The following is a 17488-nucleotide window of genomic DNA, read 5'->3' on the forward strand; positions in this document are numbered from 1 at the left end:
AAGGTGATCTACTCGGATGCATGAGGTTCGGGCCACCGCGTCGGCCGAGACGCGTCGTCGACTTGCTCAATCCGGCTGCGGTGCTGGCACCGGCGGCCAACGTGATCATGCAGCTGGCCTCCCCCGGCGTCGGCTATGGCGTGCTGGAGAGCCCGGTCGACAGCGGCAACGTCTACAAGCATCCGTTCAAACGGGCGCGCACCACCGGCACCTATCTCGCGGTGGCGACGATGGGCACCGAGGACGACCGCAGGTTGATCCGCGAGGAGGTCGACCGCGTGCACGCGCTGGTGCGGTCCACCCCGTCAAGCCCGGTGTCCTACAAGGCTTTCGACCCCCGGTTGCAACTGTGGGTGGCCGCCTGCCTGTACCGCTACTACATCGACCAGCACGAGTTCCTGTACGGACCGCTCGACGACGAAGCGGCCGATGCGATCTATCTCGACGCCCGAAAGCTCGGCACCACGCTGCAGGTGCGCGAGGACATGTGGCCGCCGGATCGCGCCGCCTTCGACGAATACTGGAAGCGCTCGCTGGACGAACTGCGCATCGACGAACCCGTGCGTGAACACCTGCACGGGGTGGCGGCGATGGCGTTCCTGCCGGCTCCGCTGCGGCTGCTCGCCGGCCGGTTCAACCTGTTCGCCACGACGGGGTTTTTGCCGCACGAGTTTCGTGAGCACATGCGGTTGCCGTGGTCGGCGCGCCAGCAACGCAGGTTCGAGGCGCTGCTGATCGCGCTTCGTGTCGCCGACCGTGTGATCCCCCGCGACGTCTGGATTTTCGGCTACCGGCTGTACCTGTGGGATATGCGGGCCCGGGCGCGGCGCGGCAGACGCGTTGTGTGAACCGACCAGAAAAGCAGGACGAAGAGTTCACCGAATTCCATTCCGGCCTCGACCATGTCGGCTGGCAATTGCGGTCAGGCCGGTACACCGTTGAAGTGCGTCAGCGCGCCTTTTCCTGCTCGAATCGTTGGCGTTGCCGAGCCCCGTATGCCGCCGCCTTCACGGCCTCGCCGTCCTCCATGCCCGATCCCAAGGCGCCACCGAGCGTGGCGATCGCCGCCACCAACCAGGTCACCACCAACACGGTTGAGAATCCGACGGAATGACCGATGTTTCGAGCGACCAACTCCGGCGGGAGCGTCCACCACGCCGTCACCAATATCAGGACATACAGCCCGATGTGGAAGATGGCGACGCCGATCGTCAGTGTGACGAGGGTCGTCGCGTTGTACAACACGGCTCGTTTGCGTTCACCGGCCGAATGCGGGCGTTCCCATAACTCGTGATCGAGGATGAGCCACGCAATCAAAGCGCCGCTCGCCAGCAAGGTCGCCGCGGTGAGCCGGCCGGGGCCCATGGTGTCCGACAACTGCCAGATCGTCGGGTAGGCAAGGCTTACGGCGCCGGCGGCGAACGCCGCCATCATCACCTTGGACAGACCAGAGACCAACCGCCACGGGCGGTTGGCGTAGACCATGCCCATCAGGAGCCGCAGACGTGACAGTGCTGGCGGCGCGACGTAACGGACCACACCATCGACCTGGGTCCGCTTCAGCCGCTTCACCGAAGGCGTCTTCTCATCCGATCGCCCCGCGATCTCGGCCACGACGGCCTGCGCCACTTTCTTGATCCGGCGATCGATTGACAAGCCACCCACCGCCGGAATCGAAATCACTCCCAGCCGGTCAGGCAGGCTGATCTCGGCCATCACCGGCGTCGTCCCCTGGCGTCGGGGAAGATCGGTCAGGTAGATGATGATGTCCTCCGGCTTGTGACCGGGTTCAATGGTGCGGATCACCTCGGAGACTTCGGCATACTCGTCGACCGGATACGCGTGATATCGCACCGACACATCACGCGGGCCGTCTTCTGCAGACTCGACGGCCAGCGCATCGCGCAAAGAGTCCGACAGACGTTCGGCGATTGCCGCGGGAGCGCCGGGATCTGCGATCAGCAAGATTGACGACGGGTTCTCCGGCATTGCAAGCGCGTACCCGTGCTTCGACGAACCAAACGCCTGGGAGGGCGCGGCACGATCGCACTTCCATCCATCCTTCAACGACAACCGATTCAGACGTCAGGCCGACGCCGCGGTTTCGTGCGCCTTCACCGCCATCTCGGAGAATTCGGACTGGATGTCGTCGTCTTCGCGGGCGGTCAAAAGCGATACGGCGACGGCGACGACGAGGCATGCGATGAAGCCGGGGACGATCTCGTACATCGCGCTCGACAGCGCCTCGGTCTGACCCCAGATGCCGACCACCACGGCGCCGGCGATCATGCCGGCGATCGCGCCGGCCGACGTGAGCCTGCGCCAGAACAGCGACAGGATGATCAGCGGTCCGAATGCGGCACCGAAGCCGGCCCACGCGAAGCCGACGAGATCGAGGATCGTGTCATCGGGGTTGAGCGCCAACACAATCGCCACCACCGCGACCGTCAGCACCCCGAGCCGGCCGAAGGTGACCAGCCTCTTCTGGCTGGCCTCCTTGCCGAATGCCCGGTAGATGTCTTCGACCAGTGCCGACGAGCACACGATGAGCTGAGAGGAGATCGTCGACATGATGGCCGCCAGCACCGCGGCGAGCACCACACCGGCGATAAACGGGTGGAACATCACCTGCGCGAGGCGCAAGAACACGGTCTCGGGATTGTCCAGCGTCACGCCCTCGCGGAAGAAGTACGCCAGGCCCGCGAAGCCGGTGGTGATCGCGCCCGCCGAGGTGAGGACCATCCAGCTGATGCCGATGCGACGTCCGGCCTTGGCGTCGGCCGAGGAGCGCATCGCCATGAAGCGGACGATGATGTGCGGCTGCCCGAAGTAGCCGAGACCCCAGGCGGCTGCCGACACGATGGCGAGGAAACTCCCGCCGAAGAACAGTGACGTGCGGTGCATTTCGTCACCGGGGTTGGCGGCGTTGTGGGCGGCGTCGGCGGCCCGAACCAGATCCACCACCTCGCCGGGTCCGCCGGTGGCGATGATCGCGGCCACGGGGACCGCGACGAGCGCCGCCAACATCAGCAGCCCCTGCGCGACATCGGTGAGCGAAGCGCCCAGGAAGCCGCCGAACAGCGTGTAGCACAGGGTGACTCCGGCGACCAGCAGCATGCCCGTCAGATACGACGAGCCGAACGACGACTCGAAGAACACGCCGCCGGCGACCATGCCGGACGACACGTAGAACGTGAAGAAGACCAGGATGATCGTGCCTGCCGAGATCCGCAGGACATGCGACTTGTCGCGCAGCCGGTTCTCGAAGAAGCTCGGCACGGTGATCGAGTTGTTGGCGATCTCGGTGTAGGCCCGCAGTCGCGGTGCGACGAACTTCCAATTGAGCCAGGCGCCGATCACCAGCCCGATCACGATCCACGACTCGACCAGGCCGGACGCATAGATCGCGCCGGGCACGCCCAGCAGCAGCCATCCGGACATGTCGGATGCGCCCGCGGACAGCGCGGCGACGGTCGGGGTGAGCCTGCGCCCGCCCAGCATGTAGTCGTCGAGGTCGCTGGTTCGGCGAAAAGCGTAGAAACCGATCGCGAGCATCACGGCGAAGTACAGGCCGATCGCCACCATCTGAAACGCGGTGTCAGATATGGGTCTCTCGTTCCGTCGAAGAAACCTGCTGGTTCTCCGATGGTATTTGAAACCTGGTGGGCGCGGACGGTATCGAACCGCCGACCGCTGGTGTGTAAATGCGTTTGGACAGCGTTTGCACTGTCTCAATGTGTCCGCTCCGCCCAGATAAGTCCAGCTCAGCGTGTCGCAGCTGTTTCGGCGCGTCTGCCGTGTCTCAACGGTGTCTGCGCCTCATGGCACACTTTCGGCACAGCGGGGGTTTCGGTCTGAGGTGCTTGGCAGATGCGTCCGCCAACAGCGACTCACTCGTGAAACTGCGCCAGGAACGCTTCGCGCCGCAACGGTTCCTTTCTCCGGCTGACCCACGCTCAGGGCGCTCCGCAGTTGGACGATAGTTACGATTCGCGTGTGATGTTGAGCGGTTGGCAGGACCACCGGGTCGAGGGGCCGTCCGGCAGTGTAGGTTCTCGTCCCGCAACAATACACGGGCCAACCTGCGCGCTTCCTAAGCTTTAACCGAGCAATTCCGTTATCGCATGGGATGGCTGGTCTAAGTGAGGCAATGTACCGAACTTTGCGTCTCCCTGCAGTGGGCTTGTGCGCCGACAAGTCGTTCGCCGTAACGTTTCATGGATAGTTTCTATTATCTACGGAGAATGCCGCCGTTTTCATCCAATGAATCAGTTGGTCGCCGCAACCCGTTCGGTGTGACTGTCGCCTGCGTGCACCGAATGCAGCTGTTGGCGAACGATATTCGGATTGACGGCCTGGTGTGAGAGCGGGTGGGTCGTAGGATCTGGTTCGCGGGTGAAATTTTCACGCTTACGGGCGAGGCTCCTGCCTCCATCGATGTGGCGTTGATGCATCGTATGATTCAATGTATCATCAGATGAGACAGCTGGGGAGGGTGCTAGTGCCGGTCGATAGAAGCGGTCGCGTGTACGTCGTCGGGTCGGCCCCGCTGCTGCATCCCGATGCGCAGACCGTCGAGGAGATGCTCGAGGGGTGGCGTAACCAGCAACTGTGCCGCAACCTCGACCACGAGACTATCGCCGGCCGAATCCGGATCGTGCGGAGGTTCGCCGAGGTGACCAACGAGTTCCCGTGGACCTGGACACCGGCAATGGCTGAGGAGTTCTTCAGTGATCTGCGCGCGATCCACCGACGCAAGCAATCCACCATCCGCGGCTACCAGAACGCCCTGAAGTTGTTCTGCTCCTATGTTAGCCATCCCGATTACGGCTGGGACCGAGTGTGCGAGCAGCGCTTCGGATCACATCCCGGCGCAGGTGTTCTTCGAGTGGAACACCGCTGCGCACGTGCAGGACAACGAGCAGTCCCCCGAGAAACGCGCCTTCACCAAGGCGGAGTTGCAGGACTTCTTCGACCACGCTGACGACCAGGTTGCGCTGATCGGTGCGTCGCGGCGCAAGGGATGGCTGCCGGCATACCGGGACGCGGTTATGTTCAAGATCGCATATTCGTATGGCCTCCGGTGCAACGAGGTACGGCACCTGCAGACCGTCGACTTCTCCCGCAATCCGCATGCGCCTGAGTTCGGCCGCTACGGCGTCGTTCAGATCCGCTACGGCAAGGCCAAGAAGGGGTCCCCACCCAAACGTCGCAGCGTGCTGACCGTATTCGATTGGACGCCTGAAGTGATCGGCGACTGGCTCGCCCACGGCCAGCCCTACCTCGACGACGGAATCGACCTGTTCCCCAGCGAGAAGGGCGCGCTGGTTGCCGAACGCACCCTCCTGCGTCGATTCCGCCGCTACTGCGACGACGACCACCTGCAGCTGCCTGGCGGACTGGATCTGCACTCCTTGAGGCGCTCCTATGCCACCCACCTCATAGAAGATGGCTGGGATGCGAAATTCGTCCAAGACCAGCTAGGGCACGAACACGCCAGCACCACCTCGCTCTATACCTGTGTGTCTAGCGACTTTCGCACCCGCACCTTGCGTCGGGCACTGGATGCCACCATCAACGAGGCGTTGTCCTTCGACGGCGAGGAGACCTCATGAAACGCCAAGTCGATTACACCTGGCGGGTGGCCGAGCTGATGGCCGCGGCCGGAATGCACAACAGCACCGACCTCATCCCCCGCCTCGCCGAGCGCGGTATCCAGCTGTCGCGCCCGCAGGTATACCGCGTGGTTCATCAACGCCCCGAACGGGTTTCACTCCAGATGATGGCTGCCCTCTGCGATATCTTCGGCTGCGGAGTCGAGGACCTCATCACCGTCACCGCAACCGACGTCCGACGCAAGAAAGTCTCATCGACCGCGGCGACGTCGTCTGCGCCCAACGTCGTCGAGATCAACAAATCTGTGCGGCCGCGACGCGCCCGTGTGCTCCGCGATGACGATTAACTCCAACCAGCCATCCCGAACACGCGGGCGACCCCGTGCCCAAGGAACACGGCGCTGCACCCGATGCGGCCGGATGTCCACCCAAAACCGGACCCCGTCCTGGCCGGACGAGCAGCTCTGCAATAGCTGCTTCTACACCGCGATGCGCACCAAAGGCATCTGCCCGATCTGCGGACACGACAGCGTACTGCCCGGGCGCGCCAACCGCACCGATCCTCAGCCGGTCTGCCTGGCCTGCGCACGCATCCCCAACAATTACCGATGCGCAAACCTGTGACGTCGAAGGTCAGATCTACCGGCGCGGACGATGCGCCCGTTGCGCGCTTCGCGACGACTTGACTGCCCTGATGGTCGTCGGCGCCGCCGACCCGGTGACCATGGGCACCATCGTGGACATTCTCTGTGGGGTTGACCGTCCCGAGAGCATCCTCTCTTGGCAACGCTCCCCCATCGTTCGGGCCCTGATGACCGGCCTGGCCGGAGGGGACATCCCACTCAGCCACGACGGCCTCGACGCCGCAGGCCAAAGCAGACAGGTCTCACATCTGCGCAGCCTTCTCGAGCACAACGGTCTGCTTCCGCAACGGGATGAACGCCTCGCGCGTTTCCAGTGCTGGCTGGACTCCAAACTCAACGCGATCTGTCAGCCGGCCGTTCGAGCCCCCGTCGAACAATTCGCCACCTGGCATCATCTGCATCGTCTACGCCGAAACTCAAAGCCTGGACAAGGCTCCCATGGCCCAACACATTCGGCCAAACAAGAGATCAACGAGACAATCAAATTCCTTACCTGGCTGCATGAAACCCATCACCGCACCGCAGCCGCCTGCCAACAGCAAGATATCGACGAGTGGCTAGCCACCGGACCGACAACCCGCACCAAGATCCGCACGTTCGTCGTGTGGGCCACCAAAAGCAAAATCAACACCGCGCTGCACCTCGCCGCCCCACAGGCCCGGAGCAGCCGCGTGCTAACCCAAGACCAGCGACTGGCATGGGTCAAAAAGCTGCTGACCGGTGACGTGGAATCACTGCCCTACCGTGTCACCGGCACACTGCTGCTGCTCTACGCCCAACCCCTGATGAAAATCGTCGCCCTGACCACAGCGGCGATCGTTGTCGATCCCCGCGAGACGCGCATATCGCTTGGGGCGGAACCTGTCCCGGTACCTGAACCCTTCGCCAACATGCTCAAAGAGCACCTGCAAGACCGTCCCAACCTTCGAACCGCCGGCGGCATGATCACCAACCCATGGCTATTCCCCGGCCACCGTGCCGGCAAGCACCTCGATCCGCACACCATGATGATGGCCCTGCGCACCCTGGGTATCGACCTGCTCGGAGCGCGCAACTCCGCCCTGCAGAACCTCGTCGCCGAGATAACCCCTCCCGTCGTAGCAAATCTATTGGGCTACAGCCACAACTGCACCCACCGACATGCCCAACTGGCGGCCCAACCATGGGCACGCTACGTCACCTAGCGGTCACGACCGTATCGTGACTACACCGACCAATCGGCCGAGTCGGATACGGTGGTTACCCACAAAGTCACTGTGCCACACCAATTATCACCTGCACCAAGAGTTAACCGATCTCGGTGATCGCGTGTTTTGAGTTAACTCGGCGGCCGCGTGCTTTCAACTTCGTTCGCTCGGAAAATCGTGGTCGTCGATGTAGAACGCCTCGCCGCCTGGAGTGACTACATGGCGAAAGCCGATCTGGTGCAGCGACTGCGGTACCCAATGGTGCGCGACACGCGCCGCGGCCTGACGGAGCTTCGCTTCGGGAGCGCCGAGGTCCTCAATCGGAACCTCATCGAGGATCTGAATCAGCCCTTCCCACGTCGACCCGACGTAGCGCTTCCACAGATTGAGATTCTGGATCTCAGCGCCTACGAGGATCTGATTGCCGCGAAACTGCGCAGCCCAGTAGGCCATCCAGGTCCAGTATGCGGCGCACGCGTTGTAGACGTCCTCCATCAACGTGGCGACAGCTGCCGGGTCCGGCCGCGCTTGGTATCGCGCGTCGGCGGCAGCGAGTTCGGAACCGAGATGACCGAGCACATCCAGGACGTCGTTTACCGATGGCGGCTGCCTCGAGTCGTGCTGCGCGGCGTTCCACTCCGCTCGGTACTCGTCGAGAATCTTGGCCGCGACAGCGTAATCCCAGCGGGGGTAGTCGCCGGCATGCTCGCCGACCTCAAATTGGTCGTAGCCCGAATTGCGCTGGTGCATAGTGGCGTGCTGTGCCTCATGAATGATCGTTTTCCTCATCTGAGCGAGCCCGTGGCGGCTCAGTTGAGGCTGGCCCGCTGCTGTGAAACGCCCCTGGCCGTATGCGTCGACCTCCGTGAGGAAGCCGCTCTCAATAATCACCTCAACACGGCCGTCGGCACGCCGCATCGTCCGGGCCGCGACGGTACCCGTGCCCCTATCGCTGTGGTAGGCGACTCCCGGCTGCCTGCGTTGGACGGCCGAGGCCAAGCTGACTGCCACGACGAGTGACACTTCGTCGGGGCGGTCCACCAACTTGCCTAGCGTGTCGGCGAGTTCCTCGAACCCTCGCTGCATCGCTTCCGTCGAGGGGTCTCGTCGCAACCCTTCCGCAAAGTCAGAGCGAAACTCGTCGTCGTAGACAATGCGGCAACTTGGCGCACTAGAGCTCACCGAGGAAATTCTGCCAATCGCCACCGACAACCGCGGGATCGGCGCGGTTGCCGCATAGACGCTGCCGGGCTGAGCGGCCCTCAACCTACCCGCCTCGGTTGGCCGACTCGGGCGTATCAGTCGCGGGATCAGCGGTTTCGGCCGGGATCTGGATTCCAAGTGTGTCGAGGGTGCCGTCGAGGCGGCCGATTACATCAAATTCGCCCTGGGGAGTTTCTGCATAGACCAACTGCACCGTGTTGCCCTCACCGAAGGGCGCTGTGCCCGTGGAGAAATATGTTCCGTCGTACTCACCGTGGGCTAGAGGCACATCTGCCACGGTCCATTTGGCCTCGAAAGTGACGATGACATTGGCGATCTCGAACAGTTCTTCCTGGCCCGACACGTGCGAGATCCCTTTGACATACACCTTCTGGCCGTTGGATCTCGGCTCCGGCCCATCGGCTGTTGCGACGTACTTCACTTTGCCTTCGCCGTACAGCTCCTCCCCTTTGCGTGCCACCTCCTCCCACCGGTCGTGAGCCCACGTGTGCTGTCGCGTGACATGGTTTACGAGGTCTTCGAACATCGAAGCTTCTGAACCGTCGGCGTACAAAACCGGAACGTTTCCGGGCAGCTCTTGCTGCTGGGTTACACCGTCGCGAGTGATGACGACGATTGCCTTCTGCACGAGGGTGACCCAATGCCAATATTGGGCGCTATCAGCACTGTTGACGACCTTTCCGACGAACTCGGGCGTGACTTCACCGGTCGTGATTGTCTTGATTCCATAGCGAGCAGCTTTCGCCAGCGCCGTCTTCGTAAATCCGCTCGACGACACGAGAATTTTCACGTTCGCGCCTAAATCATCGAACTTCGTACGAGCTTGCTCTACCCACTGGACGTCCTGTGGGCGCTTCCAGTCGCGGCATTCAATGAAAACTGCGCTCTGATGGCCAGCGACCTTCCCGAAGGCCACGACGTCGACCTCGCGACATTCTTGCGAGGCAATCTCCATCACTTCGACTGATTCGTGCACGGTCGCGCCGTCACTCCTCAGCATGGTCAGCATCGCCACTAGACGCTGAAACTCGTTAGATCGTTTCGGCATGTTGACATCTCCCATAGAGCAAACGTTGACCCCAGGGTACGGCGAAGGTCCGACATCGCCGTGGACACGCTGGACGCTCAAAAGGGGCTTTGCGAAATCGTCCCTCAGGCCCTTCACCCCCCAGGGCTACTAATCTTCGGCGCCCCCGGGGGGACCCAAGAACACGGCGAAATCGAATATGGCAGGTTATCGGAAAACTCTATATTCCGTTGCTGTACAACGGTATTCGCTGCTATTGGCGTTTAAACTGGATCCGCGAAAACTCTTGGCCACACTCGGCGCCAGTTCCGCCAGTCGCGCTCGTATCGTTCATTCGCCTGGGTCGACTCTGAAACTTGCTCAGCGGGGGCGCCCGCTTCCAGCAACAAGTAAACGGTCAGGACCCAGCGCAGCGACCTCGATATGGCGTGCATCTTCGTGAGGTCGATTCCGCTACCTGGTGGGGGTAATCCATGGGCGAGCGCGTTTCGCTGGTCGGTCACCGCCCGTTTCCACCGATTCACCCGGCCCACACAGCCGGGAAGCACCGCAGCGACGCGGGTGGCTAGTGCCTCGATCCGCATCGGGAACGAAGGCTCGAAGAGGTACTGGCTCAGTGCCTGTTTGAGTGCTTGTCGGACCTCGTCCGGCATCGTGGCCCCCGCCAGCCCTAATAGCCCGTCTTCGACAGCCTCAGCGGTCCATCGCCGCTCATCTGGATTCAATCGACGGTGCAAGGTCTCCGCTGCTGTGCACAAGTAGAGTGCCTCCGCCTCCACAGTGGCGAACTCACCGGAGTACGCGGCGGCCAAGATCTGCGGCACCGGAGAGGTCCGCTTCGCCAAATCAAGCCACCGGCCGACGAAGTCGGCGCCGCCAGCCCTGGCCAGGGTAGTCAGAACATCCCCAGCTGTGTCGCGGGGTGCATCCACATCGACAATGTGCCCGTAAACATCTGCCGAATCTCCAGCCGGCGTCGAAACACTCAACCGACGCACCCGGCAGTCGGCGCCATGCAGGATCGTCAGCAAACTCGTGATCGGAATCGAGACGTCGGACACCACCACCGGAAGTGGCACACCCCCCTCGAAGGACATCATCAATCGTGTGTCTGTAGTGACACTGATGTCCGGGCCTCCGAACGCCGGCAATGTCGCCCGAGGGTCGAACCGCACCTCCCCGGGTATCGGTGTCGACGTCGCTCCGGCTGCGGCATCTGGCGGGTCATACACAAACGACATAGGCACTTTGCCCCACTCCGCCATCTCCACACGGACGCTTGGCATGTCTGCGAACGAGTGCAGCCCGGTCACATCCAGTTCCACCTTGTTGAACCCGGTGTCGTCACTCGAGAGGAGCGCGCCGACAAGGCACCAGTCCGCCGCCAGCACCTCGCGGCTGCGCTGCTCCTCTTGCTGGGGTGAAGGAAACCCCAGCAGCTGCCGACTTACGCTGCGAACTCCCCACAACGACACTTCCCCCGGTTGGCGGGCGATAGCTCCCAGAACAACGGCACCGTCGGTGATGCGCTCCTCGGGCGGCCCACCGGCCCACGAACCTGGCCCGCGCCGGGTCCAGGACACAACTGGATTGAATCCAGGACTCACTTCGAGTTCGACCGCATTGTCCCGGAAGCGCAACACACCGGTGCGCTGCGGCACATCGACTTGCTCGGTTGTGCCGTCGGCGGGAGGACGCGACACCACCTGGAACTGTCCGATGGTTTCGGCAACCTGATCCGGAAAACGATCGGCCATCACCCGAATCTAGGCCAGGCTGTCCGCAGAATATGGAGACACGATGCGGCAGCTGGCACGGAGTGCGGCTCAGCCTGGTACGGCTACGTCCGACAGGATGCGCTGCCGCGTCAGGAGAACCTGACACGTGGAGCGTCGTTGACATCGGCGGATGCAGCGTGCAAGGACGAGATATGACGTTTGTGATCGCAAAAGTGATAGATCCCGATGCCGGGAAAGTGACATTGTTCTCCGACACCAAGATTACTGACCAGAACGACGACACCTCCAACCGGCAGACGTTGGGCAATCCTGGCCAGAAGGTCGTGATCGTCGACGACGACGTCGTCGTCGGCTTCGCCGGGGACACTCCCGCATCCGCAGTCAACCGGGTAGCCGAACTGCGTGGTCGATCTATTGATGGAATCGAGGATGCGTTACGTTCACTTTCAGCCGAAATGCATGAAACAGCAGGAGCTTCGAAGAGCTTCCTGGTAGTCGCGCGTAAACCCACACCTCGAATCACCGTGATTTCCCATGGGGAACAAGAAGATCGAACCGCAATCCAGACCGGATGGATTGGAGACCGCCAAGCATTCAGCGCGTTCAGCGAAGTCTTCCAAGATCCTTCGGCGCCGGCCGATCTGGAATTAGAAAATCGATTCTTTACCGCCATGACCAGCCTGATCGCTTGGGAAGACGTCGAGACCGTCGGGGGATATCTAGTTCGCGTCAGCGGAAGGAACGGTAAACCCTTTCGCTTCATGCCCGATACAGCCGTCATGATGCCAGACGACATCCACGCCACCATCGTTCAGAAACAGGGAGGGCAGACCACCCTAACGGCCTCCTTGGCCGAAGGAGCCGATCCCACTCGCCATGTCCGGTTGCCCATTCCGGGAACTGGGTCGACCTATAGCGCACTGGCGCATTACATCCCCGAGGCGAATACTGCATGGCTCCACACCCACGAAAGTCCAGGGGACCCGGCTAAGGCACTAACGGTGCACTCCCTGTCGGAGCTGATCGAGATCGCGGAGTCCACATACGGTCAGCACCTCGATCCCACCGTGGCTCAACGGGTGCTGCAGGGCAACCACCCCACGCCAAGCATGTTGTACATGCGGCCGTATCCCGGCAACGAGGCCAAGTGATCCGGAGCATTGCCTCGCGCCGCTCAGCCAGACCGCGGATGTCTGGCAAGTCCGTGTTCCCGCTCTTTGAGCTGATTGGCCATCGCGCAAGAGCAACCCTTTCCGCATCTCAGCAAACGATCTCGCCACGCCGCGGTGACTTGTTTCCTTGAGACGATTTCGACCAACTGGCGCGACACTCCTCTGTCGCCCAAAACTGATCTGGGTGCCTACAGTACGGCAATACGGCCGGATCGAATACGGCGAGTTACGGTTATTGTCGCAATCGTTATCACGCTGTGCTGCAACATAATTGACAACCACTCGCCCCATGCGCAATGTAATTCTTGTGCCGCAACGGCCTTCGGTTTAGGCCTCCTGCCCCACCGCCGGCTACCAGTTGTTAGTAGCCGCCTTTCAGCTCATGAGGGTTAGTCGCTCACAATAGTTAGACGCGCTGATTGTGAGCCTGGGCGCGGCGGGAGTGTAGCCCATTGCTGCTCATCGACAACTGTCGGGAGTTCGGCAATGCGCACCCGCTGACGGAACACAGCGAGTGTTTCGCCCAGCCCAGTTGCCGCAGGGACAATTATCCCGTGGTACTCAAGCTGGTGAGCGGTCGCCGCGACACGTTGGCACGCCGCATAATTGCCCACATCCGAAGCGATGTCGGCGTCGGCCAACCCCACTTCCGATCGCGCATCCGCCGAGCGTAGATCCAGGACGTTCTCAACATCGACTCGGACGCGGTACAAGACGCGCGGCTTCACCAAACGCGCCGGCACTCCGGCGTCGTCCACAAGATGGCGGTACGCCTCTTCAATGCAACTGTCGAGGGGTCTGCCCAGATATACGACTGGAAACAACTCTCCCCACCGACCGCCATATCCGCCTGCGAACGCATCGCGATTACACGCCGCGTGGCGAAGAAACACACCAGCGACATCGGCACCACCGACTCCGGCAACTCGCTCCGCTAGAGTTCTGGCTCGGCTCATCGCTTGGGACCACCAGCCAGCCGGTCGACGGCGTCAAGTACTTCAGTGAACCGTCCCTCCCTCAAGAGCTCCAATGGTGATCGACCCCTGAGGCTCCGTTGCCGTGAGTGCAACCAGATCTCGATTCCTTCGTCTTCGTAGACATCGGCCAGACCCTCTATGACGTACTTGAGTTCAAGTAGACGCTCCCGTGAATCGCCCTCCGGTTTGCTCTTGCCGGCCGCCCAGTTCTGGACGGCCCTCTCGCTGACACCGGTGACCCCTCCGATCTCACTCACTGTCAGTCCGCGACGCGCGTCAGCCACGACCCTGGTGTAAACGAGGGACTGCGCCTTGCCCGCGGCCATGTTCATGCTTCTCCTCAAGGTTCGTGATAAGATTCGTTCTGTACTTCGTACTATACTTCGCAATAAGATTTGGATCAATAGGAAATCCCCTGGATAGGAGGGGTCTCGTGAACCTCTTCGTGCGTGCTGGTCGGTCCGACAACCTCGTTGTCGACGAGCTTCTGGCGCCGGCGACCGCAGGCGTGCCGTTCGGTGGGCGCGCAGTGCCGATGCGGGGTCTTGTCGTTGACGCTCCGACGGCTGACGCCCAGCCGGCCTTGCGTCAGGCCGCCGAGGGGGCCGGTCTACCGCTGATTGTCGACCCGCTAACGCACCTGTTCCAGGATGAGCAGGTCGCCGATAAGGGCTGGGCTACGCTCGATTTCGCCGACTCTCACGCGTTTTCGGCTGAGTACTTCTTGGACGAGTCAGCACTTGCGACGCTTGTGCAGAAATCGATCGCGTTTCAACTCAACCGTGGCGCAACGATCTTGGTGCCCCCGTATTTTTACGCGAAGTCTCCAGACGATCCCTGGTTTCGGGTTCAGCTGGTGGCCAACAGGACATCCGCGGAATACCTGAAAAGTGAAGGAATCAACCTGCCAGTAGCACCAATTTTTGTCGGAAGCTTGAAAAGCTTTGGCGCTCGGAAGTATTGGGATACGGGCGTCGACGAGTTTCTCCGCAGCCTGGCCAGCCTCAACGTCCGATACATGCCCGTGGCCTTATCGTCTAGCCGTGCCAAAAATGGCGATACCGAGGACCGGATCGGCTCATACTTGGCCACCGTCAGGCATCTAAGCGCGGCGGCGCCGGTAATCGCCTGGCGTCAGGGCCAATACGGTCTCGCTGCAGTTGCTGCCGGGGCAGTTGGCTATCAGACCGGGCCGGGAGTCGACGAGCGCTGTGACTTCGCGCAGCTTTCCCGTACTCGGAGGCCTAAGCCGCCGCCACCGCCTGACAAGAAGAAAGAACTCAAGATGCCCCGGCACATCTATTTGAGCCGGTTCGGGCGCAGTGTATCCGGCCGGGTGGCAGAAGTGCTGATCAATAATGGCCACCTGCGAGGGAGCCTTACCTGCACAGACCCTGCGTGTTGCCCTAACGGAGCCTCCAGCATGACTGCGGACTGGCGCCAGCACGCCGTGCGATCGCGCGCTCGTGAACTCGATGAGCTCAACAAAATGCCCGATGCAGCCTGGCGGCTCAACCACGTCGCCCGGCTCGCTGAGCGGGCAGCAGATGTCGCTCGCTCAGCGAACGAAGTCCTCGCCAAGACAGAAATCAAGGATCGACTTCCCGAGTCAAGTTTTCGGGCAGTAGCCACCGTTGCTGATGCCATTCGAGTTCAAAGCGACCGTCGCGCCGGCTAAACAGAAGGCAGGCTCGATCTGGAGCGTAGCGCCGTAGATCAATTCGGCCGCCAAGTTCTCGTTCGTCTGCCACGCAGTTCGGGTTTCGTAGCGTGGAGTGCATCTCAAGGATAGGTTCCGCGCAGACGGCCCGGCTGGCATACACGCTGTATCAAATTGGAGGAATACGGCGGTATCGAATATGGCGGGTTACCAGTAGCTGAGACCCCTCCGCACAGAGCAAGTTCATAAGCGAAATTGGTCATGTCGGTGGGCGGCCAAGCTCCGGCGAGATCGGTCTGCCCTCACAGAGACCGCGCACCGCTTGAGCTGGCGCCTACCGATGACACCTACCTCTTGAAGTCTGCCCTGTCGAGCAGCAAGAGAACGTACTTCGCGTCACAACCTTCCTCTGGCTGTTTTGATGATCAGGCGACCATCGCGCACGACTTATTGTCCAGTCCCCATCCCGCCTGGCATCGTTCCCCCAGTCCCCATACCGCCGGGCATCATTCCCCCCGTCCCCATGTCACCGGGCATCATTCCCCCAGTCCCCATGTCGCCGGGCATCATGCCTTGATGCATGGGCAGGCCGCACCTCGCGTTCAGATCGCTGACCGGTTGGTGGATGTTATGGAACGTGGCCGCGACGTCTGGGTGGGTGTCCGTGAAGGCCTTGATCACGGCCTGACGCTCCTGGGGCGTTGCCTTGCCTCGAGCATCGATGAACAGCTGCTGGACGTCCGGACGGGAATCTAGATAGCCGGCCATCTGGTTCATAGCGGCGGCGTGTGCCCGCATCACCGCTGCCGGAGAACACGGATCCGGCGGCGGTGGCTGCGCACCCGCAGCACCGGCTGCCGCCAATGCCAACATTCCCGCCGCCACGCCGCCAAGGGCTGCGCCAACCACACCCCGTGGAACGCGGCCGCAAAGGTTGCGCCTGCTCACTGTCATAATGCCTCCTTTTGAGTTGCCTGTGATTCCAGGCCATTCTTACTCCAAACACTGCACTTGAATTCCGCGTTGATCCAGAACTGGCGAGTCGACACCCTTGCAGTGCCGGTTCCGGAGTAGACGCTTCCTCCGCCGAAGCGGGGACTAAACCAGCCGGGCCGCTCGCCGGCCAGGTGCCCGTCCAGCAAATAAGCATGATGCTGCGGCGCGTGAATCGCCGACTGCGGCAGCGTCACGATGGCCGAAGCGCACTTGAGGACAAGGAATCCCTCCCCTTCTTGCGTCGGCGCCGATGGTCCACGCTGTCTTGCATGGACGTCCTCATCGACAAATGGTGATGCCGTTTTATACTCTATCGGGGATCTACGCAGTAGGTCCATACTTCTTTAAACGCCGGGTAGAGAGAATCCGTCTAACGGTGAGCCAGCAGAACCGCTTTTAAAGCGACCAGGTTCCCCGACGGGGCGAGATGTCAAGGGCGCAATCGAGAAGACCGACCGAAGAACGCAGCGTCGACGCGGATAGGCGGCAAGATTACGGTTCACATCGCGGCGGCTGCCTGGCTCCAGGGCGCTCTGCGGCGCCCTCTTCCTGCGGAGCCCAGGGCCCCATGGCCGACCACGCGATGCGCATGCGGTTCAGCCACGTTGTCCGCCGACATAACGCGGCCACGCTCGGCTCAACTTCGATTCCTCAGTCGACGAGCAAGCTGTAGCCGTAGGGCGCCGACGGTGACGATGGTGATGAGACTGTCCATCTCCGGCTGCAGTGAGCCAGCCAACCGGTGCGCTGGACCGGCCATCCGGTGTAGAACATCACAGCTCACGACATCGCTGACAGATCGCGCTACGGTCATCATGGGCCCCGGTCGTTCGGGCGACCAGTCAGGCCGACCAACCGCACAGACGGTTCATGCACCGGATCGGGCTTCCCGGTCACGGTCTCACCGGTCCGACCGGAGCCTCCAGTACCGGCGACCAAAGACACGCCTTTGTTGGCTGGGACGAAGCCCCCGTTATTACTAACGCATGCAGTACTGAGGTGAAGAGTCTTAAGGGGCGAACGATCACATACGAAGATCACGACCTGATGCGATGGTCTTAGTTTGTTCCCGCAGTGAGCGGCCTCGCAGACGTCGTGGGCACGCCTTGGCCCCCGACGCCACCATCGCTAGTATTGACATTGTTAGTACTAGGTAACCCCATGGAAACTTCCAGCGGGCCTCATCGACAGAGAGCATCGTGATGGCTATCGACAATCCCGTGCGGCGACTTCTTGTGAGGGTAGGG

The 17488-nt window shown here is 61.8% G+C and carries 13 protein-coding genes and 2 pseudogenes; 6 read left to right on the forward strand and 9 right to left on the reverse strand.

Translation table 11 applies throughout. From position 1 onward, the window contains the following. Window positions 1-20: 20 nt before the first annotated feature. A complete protein-coding gene (locus AU072_RS26195; protein ID WP_064416448.1) occupies window positions 21-848 on the forward strand; it encodes an oxygenase MpaB family protein in 828 nt (275 codons plus the stop codon). A 100-nt stretch (window positions 849-948) separates the two neighbouring features. On the opposite strand, the gene AU072_RS26200 is transcribed toward AU072_RS26195, so the two are convergent. Beyond that, window positions 949-1989: a hypothetical protein gene (locus AU072_RS26200; RefSeq protein WP_064416449.1), complete on the reverse strand. Its 1041-nt coding sequence runs from the start codon at window positions 1987-1989 to the stop codon at window positions 949-951. 96 nt (window positions 1990-2085) lie between these two features. After that, window positions 2086-3606 carry a sodium/proline symporter PutP gene (gene putP, locus AU072_RS26205; RefSeq protein ID WP_064416494.1) on the reverse strand — a complete coding sequence of 507 codons (1521 nt, stop codon included), beginning with the start codon at window positions 3604-3606 and terminating at the stop codon, window positions 2086-2088. Window positions 3607-4501: 895 nt separating this feature from the next. On the opposite strand from putP, the pseudogene AU072_RS26210 reads away from it, so the two are divergent. From AU072_RS26210 to AU072_RS26220, 3 genes and pseudogenes are all read left to right on the forward strand, one after another. Beyond that, window positions 4502-5615 (forward strand): annotated as a pseudogene (locus AU072_RS26210) (tyrosine-type recombinase/integrase). Then, the gene (locus tag AU072_RS26215) at window positions 5612-5962 is read left to right on the forward strand and encodes a helix-turn-helix domain-containing protein (RefSeq protein WP_064416450.1); all 351 of its coding nucleotides are present in this window, start codon (window positions 5612-5614) and stop codon (window positions 5960-5962) included. Before AU072_RS26210 ends, AU072_RS26215 begins: the two are co-directional and overlap by 4 nt. 73 nt (window positions 5963-6035) lie before the next feature. After that, a pseudogene (locus AU072_RS26220) lies at window positions 6036-7443 on the forward strand (recombinase XerD). Window positions 7444-7599: 156 nt separating this feature from the next. Here the strand turns inward: AU072_RS26220 and AU072_RS26225 are convergent. From AU072_RS26225 to AU072_RS26235, 3 genes are all read right to left on the reverse strand, one after another. Then, a complete protein-coding gene (locus AU072_RS26225) occupies window positions 7600-8628 on the reverse strand; it encodes a hypothetical protein (protein WP_133147315.1) in 1029 nt (342 codons plus the stop codon). 85 nt (window positions 8629-8713) lie between these two features. After that, entirely contained in the window at window positions 8714-9733 is a 1020-nt protein-coding gene (locus AU072_RS26230; protein ID WP_082680657.1) for a restriction endonuclease, read from the reverse strand. 227 nt (window positions 9734-9960) lie between these two features. Further along, a complete protein-coding gene (locus AU072_RS26235; RefSeq protein ID WP_133147316.1) occupies window positions 9961-11454 on the reverse strand; it encodes a HEPN domain-containing protein in 1494 nt (497 codons plus the stop codon). A 173-nt stretch (window positions 11455-11627) separates the two neighbouring features. On the opposite strand from AU072_RS26235, the gene AU072_RS26240 reads away from it, so the two are divergent. After that, a complete protein-coding gene (locus tag AU072_RS26240) occupies window positions 11628-12587 on the forward strand; it encodes a hypothetical protein (protein WP_064416455.1) in 960 nt (319 codons plus the stop codon). Between the two features lie 410 nt (window positions 12588-12997). On the opposite strand, the gene AU072_RS28975 is transcribed toward AU072_RS26240, so the two are convergent. Beyond that, complete coding sequence (locus AU072_RS28975; RefSeq protein ID WP_082680656.1) at window positions 12998-13564, reverse strand: RES family NAD+ phosphorylase; 567 nt, start codon at window positions 13562-13564, stop codon at window positions 12998-13000. After that, entirely contained in the window at window positions 13561-13917 is a 357-nt protein-coding gene (locus tag AU072_RS26250) for an MbcA/ParS/Xre antitoxin family protein (protein ID WP_064416457.1), read from the reverse strand. The genes AU072_RS28975 and AU072_RS26250 overlap by 4 nt, the downstream gene beginning before the upstream one ends. A 101-nt stretch (window positions 13918-14018) precedes the next feature. On the opposite strand from AU072_RS26250, the gene AU072_RS26255 reads away from it, so the two are divergent. Then, entirely contained in the window at window positions 14019-15263 is a 1245-nt protein-coding gene (locus AU072_RS26255; RefSeq protein WP_064416458.1) for a hypothetical protein, read from the forward strand. A gap of 429 nt (window positions 15264-15692) precedes the next feature. On the opposite strand, the gene AU072_RS26260 is transcribed toward AU072_RS26255, so the two are convergent. Further along, on the reverse strand, window positions 15693-16199 hold the full coding sequence (locus tag AU072_RS26260; RefSeq protein ID WP_120271693.1) for a hemophore-related protein: 507 nt from the start codon (window positions 16197-16199) through the stop codon (window positions 15693-15695). Next, complete coding sequence (locus AU072_RS28210) at window positions 16196-16435, reverse strand: hypothetical protein (RefSeq protein WP_133147317.1); 240 nt, start codon at window positions 16433-16435, stop codon at window positions 16196-16198. Before AU072_RS28210 ends, AU072_RS26260 begins: the two co-directional genes overlap by 4 nt. Window positions 16436-17488 lie beyond the last annotated feature (1053 nt).

It is taken from the genome of Mycolicibacterium novocastrense, assembly GCF_001499835.1.
GTDB lineage: Bacteria > Actinomycetota > Actinomycetes > Mycobacteriales > Mycobacteriaceae > Mycobacterium > Mycobacterium novocastrense.

Coding starts and splice junctions, on each gene's coding strand:
- AU072_RS26195 (WP_064416448.1), top strand. CDS start 21: ATGAGGTTCGGGCCACCGCGTCGGCCGAGACGCGTCGTCGACTTGCTC.
- AU072_RS26200 (WP_064416449.1), bottom strand. CDS start 1,989: ATGCCGGAGAACCCGTCGTCAATCTTGCTGATCGCAGATCCCGGCGCT.
- AU072_RS26215 (WP_064416450.1), top strand. CDS start 5,612: ATGAAACGCCAAGTCGATTACACCTGGCGGGTGGCCGAGCTGATGGCC.
- AU072_RS26230 (WP_082680657.1), bottom strand. CDS start 9,733: ATGGGAGATGTCAACATGCCGAAACGATCTAACGAGTTTCAGCGTCTA.
- AU072_RS26235 (WP_133147316.1), bottom strand. CDS start 11,454: ATGGCCGATCGTTTTCCGGATCAGGTTGCCGAAACCATCGGACAGTTC.
- AU072_RS26240 (WP_064416455.1), top strand. CDS start 11,628: ATGACGTTTGTGATCGCAAAAGTGATAGATCCCGATGCCGGGAAAGTG.
- AU072_RS28975 (WP_082680656.1), bottom strand. CDS start 13,564: ATGAGCCGAGCCAGAACTCTAGCGGAGCGAGTTGCCGGAGTCGGTGGT.
- AU072_RS26250 (WP_064416457.1), bottom strand. CDS start 13,917: ATGAACATGGCCGCGGGCAAGGCGCAGTCCCTCGTTTACACCAGGGTC.
- AU072_RS26260 (WP_120271693.1), bottom strand. CDS start 16,199: ATGACAGTGAGCAGGCGCAACCTTTGCGGCCGCGTTCCACGGGGTGTG.